This window comes from Phytoactinopolyspora endophytica (assembly GCF_004138495.1).
In the GTDB taxonomy this organism is placed as follows: Bacteria; Actinomycetota; Actinomycetes; order Jiangellales; family Jiangellaceae; genus Phytoactinopolyspora; species Phytoactinopolyspora endophytica.
In genome coordinates, this window is record NZ_ML142872.1 from 69,224 (window position 1) to 74,916 (window position 5,693).

The window sequence follows — 5,693 nt, forward strand, 5'->3', positions numbered from 1 at the left end:
GCGGAGGGCTGAAGAACTCGGCCTCCGGGATGTCGTCGAAACCGATGATCCGGACGTCATCCGGAACACGGATGCCCGCTTCGCCGAACGCCCGGAGGAGGCCCAGCGCCATCTGATCGTTCCCGGCGAAGACCGCCTCGACGGCGGGTTCAGCCCGCCTGTGTGCTCGCTCGATGAGCTCCTTACCAGCCTGGTAACCGGAGAGCGGACTCCAGTCACCCCGGATGATCTCCGGCACGGGGGCGCCAACGGTCTCCAGCGCCTGCTGCCATCCGCGTACCCGGCCCTCGGCCTCGAGCCAGTCGGCCGGCCCCGCCACGTGCCAGACCGTACCGTGGCCCTGGTCGAGGAGATGCCGCGTCGCCGTTCGGGCCCCTTCGACTTGATCCACCGCCACAACGGGCAGTTCCCCGCCCTCCCCGCCCTCGACGGCGACAGCCGGCATCTTCGGTGGGCGGCCCGCGAGCGCCTCGACGGCGGAGTGTTGTGGCGCGATGACGATCAGACCGTCGACCGCCTGCTCGGCGAGATAGTCGAGCGCCTCGTCGATGCCCTGTCTGGTGATGTTCTTCAAACTGACGATGCTGACGAAGTAACCAGCCTCGCGGGCGGCCTGCTCGATGCCGAAGAGAGTACTCGCCGGACCGTAGAGTGTGGTGTCGAACGCCACCACACCGAGCGTGTTGGTCTGCCGGGTGACCAGCGCGCGGGCGGTCCGGTTGCGCCGGTAACCCAGCTGCTCGATCGCGGCCTGCACCCGGTCCCGGGTGGTCTGGCGCACGTTCGGGTGGTCGTTGAGCACCCGGGAGACGGTTTGATGGGAGACACCGGCCATCCGGGCCACATCGACCATCACTGGGTTGCGGTCGGAGACGTCAGGATCCATTTACGAAGCGTATCCCGCCTGTTCGCGTTACTTGAGCAGCTTGGACATCCGACGGTCCGCGAGAACCTTGCCGCCGGTCTGGCAGGTGGCGCAGTACTGGAGGCTGGAGTCCGCGAACGATACTTCGCGCACGGTGTCGCCGCAGACCGGGCACAGTTCCCCAGTGCGCCCGTGTACCCGCATCGACGTCCGTTTCGAATCCTTGAGATCACGTGCGGCGAGGCCCTCGGCCCGCTCCAGCGCGGTCCCGAGCTCATCGATGATCACCTGGTGGAGCTGGGCCACTTCATCATCGTTGAGTGTCGATGCGGGGTGGAACGGAGAGAGCCGAGCAGCATGCAGAACCTCGTCCGAGTAGGCGTTGCCGATGCCCGCGATGACGGACTGGTCTCGGAGAACGCCCTTGATCTGTGCCCGGCCGGCCGCCGCCAGCAGGGCACCGAGACGTTCTGTGGTGAACTCGGCAGCGAACGGGTCGACGCCCAGCCGGGCGATGCCTGGAACGTCCGATACAGTGCGGACTACGTAGACGGCGAGCTTCTTGCGTGTCCCGGCCTCCGTCAGGTCGAACCCGGAGCCGTCGGCGAGATGGACACGGAGCGCCAGCGGATTCTTGCCCGGCTTCGGTGGTCGCTGTGGCAGTCCGTCACTCCAGCGCAGCCATCCTGCCCGGGCGAGATGGACCACCAGATGAAGTCCGTCGCAGTCGACGTCGAGGAACTTTCCGTGGCGTTGGACGGACGTGACGGACAGCCCGCCGATCGAGACGATCGGCGGGTCGAACGTCTTGAGCACGCTGATCGCGGCGACATCAACGCGCGCCACCGCCTTGCCGACCGCATTCCGGCGTAGGAAAGCAGCCAGCGCTTCGACCTCCGGCAGCTCCGGCATAGTGCCATCATGCCCTGTTCTCGTCGTTTCCGGTGAAGACAGGCGGTAGTTCGAGGCGGAGCGCGGACCGCAGCCGGCTCAGGTACTCCTCCCGCGATATCTCCACCACGCCGAGGCTGGCCAGATGGGGCGTACCCCACTGGACGTCGAGCAGGCGGCCGGCAGCGCCGTCGGCCGTGAGCATCTCCACCAGAGCCAGGAGAGCCACTTTGGAGGCATCGCGCCCCCAACGTTCGGACGCGTGGAACATGGACTCGCCGGCGAACAGCCCGCCGATCGCCACGCCATAGAGGCCGCCTCCGAGGCGGCCATCGGACGTCCAGGCCTCGACGGAATGTGCCCAGCCGAGCCGGTGCAACCTGCCGTATGCGCTGCGGATGTCGTCGGTGATCCACGCACCCGGCCGGTACGGATCGGCGCAGGCGGTCACCACTTCGTCGAAGGCAGCGTCCACGGTGATCTCGAACCGTTTCGTCGCCTGCCGAAGCGAGCGGGAGACTCGCAGCCGGCCGAGTGGCAGTACGCCTCGCGGGTCCGGTGACCACCAGGCGAGCTCGGAGGACCGGCCGAAGAATCGGCTGACGGGCATGGGGAACAGGCCTGAGCGGTACGCGGCGAGCAGGGTGCCGGGCTCAAGATCCGCGCCGACGGCAATCAGGTCGCCGTTGTCGGCGTGAACGGCTGGAAGGTCCCAACGGGTCGGCGGTGGTTCGACCGGCACACGGATCTCCTTCGGTGTCATCTCCTCAGACAGGGTATGGCGGACGGGAATCTCGCCGTGCGGGGCGTCCCGGCGATACGGTCCGGGCGTAAGCTGGTCGCATGGGTCTTCGGGCGAGTATGGCCATGTGGGCTGGCAACCAGGCGGCACGGCGAGCGGCGCCGGTCATGGCGTCCCGTGGTGCGCAGCATTTCGTCGACAAGGCGATCGATGGGTTCGCCGGGTTCCCAGGTGCGCGCGAGGTCGCGCGCAAGCACCTGGAGCGTCGGCGGGATGTCGACCGCGCCGTGCGCGACGTGATCGAACAGCACGTGCGGCTCGCGGGCGTGCAGGGATTCGTCGCGAACCTGGGCGGCGTGGTCACCCTGCCGGTGGCGATCCCGGCCAACATCGCCGGGATCGCCGTCCTGCATCTCCGGATGGCCGCGGCCATCGCACATATGCGGGGCTATGACATCTCCGACAGCCGGGTACGGACGGCGGCGTTGATGACCCTGCTGGGTAAGGACGGGGCCGGTTCCATTGGCCAGGTCGGGTCCCTGCCCGCCCTGCCTCACGACGTCGCCATGGGGCGCAAGGAGATCGAGCAGGTGACGGTGGAACGGGTCGCGGCCCGGGTCGGCCAGGAGCTGACGGCGCGGGTCGGCGGCAAACACGCCACGCTGATGATCGCCAAGCGCGTTCCGGTGCTCGGAGGTGCGGTGAGCGCGGGCGTCGACGCCGTGTCGACCTGGTCGGTCGGCAGGTACGCCGACAGCCAGTTCCCTACGAATGTCATGGTCGAGCGCGCCTAGGGCACACTCGCGCGCCGGCTCAGGTTGAGCGCAGCACCACACCGCGGATGAATGCTGCTTGGCCTACATGTTGCGCGGTGTCATTGACGACGCTGACCAACCGGACTCCCAGCGAGACGGGCGGATCCCAGCGCTCGTCGATGATGTGGTCGAGGTCCGGGTCCGTGAGGCGGTCTACGTAACTCACTGCAAGGTCATGGGCGGCATCGTGGTACCCGGTCAGGAGGTCGCCGGAGTCCACCCGGACGGCCGCGACGTCCTCGCTCCCGTGTCCGTAACCGGTCGCGGCCGGGCTGAACGGCAGGCCGAACCGCTCGGCCCAGCCGCCCGCGGTCCAGGCCTGCTCGGTGCCGGCCACGTCTGCCAGATGGTCGTCCAGGATGCGAGTGAGATGCCACACCAACCAGGCGATGGAGTTGGCGCGGCTGTCGATGCGGTGGCTGAGCTGATCAGGTGAAAGCCCGTCGACGACGCTGTGAACCTCCTCACGAACCCGGCCGAACGCGTCGTTAAGCAGATCTGCGCTTCTCACCCGGACGACTCCCCTCACCAACGTGGGCCGCGTGCCTTCGGCCCTGGTCACCGTGCTGACGTACGTCATATCGCGTACCCATGTGCGGCGCCGGGTACACCATCATGATCCGTGATCTCGCCGTAATAAATGAGTGACATTAACGGGACGAGGTTGATTATCCTCGGATGTGGGAGGCCAAATGGGTACAACTTTCGCAGGTCTGGTGCGCGCACTGCGCCGACGACGCCCCACAGAGGAACCTACACCCGGTCCGGACCCGTTCGATACCCTCACGGTCCAGTATCGGCTCACCCGCGTGGCTGCCGAGATCAAGGTGCTGGAACGTGACGGCAGGCGCTGGGCGCGAGGGTTCCACCTCGTCGCCGCCACCGCAGCGTACGACGGGCTGCTGTGTGACGCCGCGAGGATGTCGGGTGTGCCGATCCCCGACGCTGATCCGCCTGTCCGCAGGCTGATACTTGAGCCCGAACTGCGCCGAATTGGCTGGAACTGGTAGGACCTGTTGGCGTCGCGGCCCTGGGTGGTTGCGTTGAGTGGCTTGGGGCGGTGTTGGCGCCGCCGCACGGCTGGTTGCGTTGGGTGGCTTGGCGGCGGTGTTGCCGCCGCCGTACGGCTGGTTGCGTTGGGTGGGCCGGGGAGCTCCGTCTCACTCTCACGCGGCCGGCGGGTAGTTTCTCGTGCTGGTCGCGTGGGTCTGCCGCCGCCCGAAGATCGATCGACGGACTTCCCCGGCCCGTTCGGGCGCTTCAGTTGGTCTCGGGCGGCGGCGCAGCACCGGGTGGGAATACTGAGGGCTATGGCGACGGTGCAGTACGGCCTGCCTCCAGGTCGAGGAGTGCCTGCTTGCGTTCCAGCCCACCGCCGTAGCCGGTCAACGAGCCCGACGTACCGACGACGCGGTGACAGGGGACGATGATCGATATCGGGTTGCGGCCGTTGGCAAGCCCGACCGCTCGGAACGCCGTCGGCCGTCCGATCTGCTCAGCGATGTCCCGGTAGCTGCACACCTCGCCATACCCGATGGTGCGCAGCGCGCTCCACACCTCGCGCTGGAACGGTGTGCCGGACGGGTTCAGCGACAGGTCGAACTCCTTGATCTCGCCGGCGAAATAGGCGTCGAGTTGTTCGGCGGCGTCGCGGAAGGCGGCGTCGTTCCGTATCCAGCTTGGGTCGACGTCAGGCGGGCCGTGCCGGCGTTCCTCCATGTAGAGGCCGGTCAATCCGTAGTCATCGGCGGTGAGCAGGAGCGGGCCGATCGGGCTATCAGTGGTTGTCCAGTATGTCGTCATCATTACTCGTCTCCTCTGTTGCATGTCGTCGTGTGCATCTGGTCCGCTTGAGGCGCCCAGGTGTGGGAACGAGGAATTCCCCCATCCCACGCCCGAACACGTCATATCGCAGCCCAGATGTGCATGAGGGCGTACGAACGCCACGGTCTCCAGTGTTCTGAGCGGTCGGCTGCCGAGCGAGGGTCGCTCGGCAGGCCCATGGCGTCCAGGCCGTGTCGCACGCCGAGGTCAGTAGGGAGGAACACGTCCGGGTCGTTCAATGCGCGCATCCGGATGTAGCTCGCGGTCCAGGGCCCGATTCCGTCAACGGCGAGAAGCCGGCGTTCGGCTTCGTCACGGTCGACGCCGATGTCCAGCTGTACGCTGCCGTCCGCGAGCCGGGCGGCGAGCTGGTGGAGCGTGCGTTGTCTGCGTGCGGGCATCGGGAATGTCGCCGGGTCGACCGCCGCCAGGACGGCGGCACTGGGGAACGTGTGCGTGACACCGCCTACCGGCGAGTCCAGCGGCTTTCCGTAGGCGGCGACCAACCGCCCTGCGATCGTGCGGGCGGCCGCGACCGAGACCTGTTGTCCGAGAA

General features: G+C 67.5%; 8 protein-coding genes. 2 read left to right on the plus strand and 6 right to left on the minus strand.

Going from position 1 to position 5,693, the window contains the following annotated elements; all coding sequences use genetic code 11:
- From ELR45_RS30930 to aat, 3 genes are all read right to left on the minus strand, one after another.
- On the minus strand, nt 1-886 hold an 886-nt coding region (locus ELR45_RS30930; RefSeq protein ID WP_240760275.1), incomplete at its 3' end, for a LacI family DNA-binding transcriptional regulator.
- Between the two features lie 27 nt (nt 887-913).
- Nucleotides 914-1,777, minus strand: coding sequence for a DNA-formamidopyrimidine glycosylase family protein (locus ELR45_RS30935; RefSeq protein ID WP_129669720.1), 864 nt, complete (start codon nt 1,775-1,777; stop codon nt 914-916).
- Nucleotides 1,778-1,784: 7 nt separating this feature from the next.
- Nucleotides 1,785-2,498, minus strand: a complete 714-nt coding sequence (gene aat, locus ELR45_RS30940; protein WP_205857610.1) for a leucyl/phenylalanyl-tRNA--protein transferase — start codon at nt 2,496-2,498, stop codon at nt 1,785-1,787.
- Nucleotides 2,499-2,599: 101 nt separating this feature from the next.
- Between aat and ELR45_RS30945 the strand changes: the two genes are divergently transcribed.
- Complete coding sequence (locus tag ELR45_RS30945) at nt 2,600-3,292, plus strand: EcsC family protein (RefSeq protein WP_129669722.1); 693 nt, start codon at nt 2,600-2,602, stop codon at nt 3,290-3,292.
- Nucleotides 3,293-3,311: 19 nt separating this feature from the next.
- On the opposite strand, the gene ELR45_RS30950 is transcribed toward ELR45_RS30945, so the two are convergent.
- Nucleotides 3,312-3,824 (minus strand): mycothiol transferase, encoded by a 513-nt coding sequence (locus ELR45_RS30950; RefSeq protein WP_129669723.1) that lies wholly within the window; start codon nt 3,822-3,824, stop codon nt 3,312-3,314.
- A gap of 181 nt (nt 3,825-4,005) precedes the next feature.
- Here ELR45_RS30950 and ELR45_RS30955 point away from each other — a divergent pair, with 181 nt between their 5' ends.
- Nucleotides 4,006-4,323 (plus strand): hypothetical protein, encoded by a 318-nt coding sequence (locus ELR45_RS30955; RefSeq protein WP_129669724.1) that lies wholly within the window; start codon nt 4,006-4,008, stop codon nt 4,321-4,323.
- A 298-nt stretch (nt 4,324-4,621) separates the two neighbouring features.
- Here ELR45_RS30955 and ELR45_RS30960 read toward each other — a convergent pair whose 3' ends face one another.
- Nucleotides 4,622-5,116, minus strand: a complete 495-nt coding sequence (locus ELR45_RS30960) for a methylated-DNA--[protein]-cysteine S-methyltransferase (RefSeq protein WP_129669760.1) — start codon at nt 5,114-5,116, stop codon at nt 4,622-4,624.
- 101 nt (nt 5,117-5,217) lie between these two features.
- Nucleotides 5,218-5,693: DNA-3-methyladenine glycosylase family protein (locus ELR45_RS41785; RefSeq protein ID WP_420813981.1), on the minus strand; the 476-nt coding region annotated here is incomplete at its 5' end.

Excerpts from the sequence above, each read along its gene's own strand:
- ELR45_RS30945 (WP_129669722.1), top strand. The coding sequence starts at position 2,600 with ATGGGTCTTCGGGCGAGTATGGCCATGTGGGCTGGCAACCAGGCGGCA.
- ELR45_RS30960 (WP_129669760.1), bottom strand. The coding sequence starts at position 5,116 with ATGACGACATACTGGACAACCACTGATAGCCCGATCGGCCCGCTCCTG.
- ELR45_RS30955 (WP_129669724.1), top strand. The coding sequence starts at position 4,006 with ATGGGTACAACTTTCGCAGGTCTGGTGCGCGCACTGCGCCGACGACGC.
- ELR45_RS30935 (WP_129669720.1), bottom strand. The coding sequence starts at position 1,777 with ATGCCGGAGCTGCCGGAGGTCGAAGCGCTGGCTGCTTTCCTACGCCGG.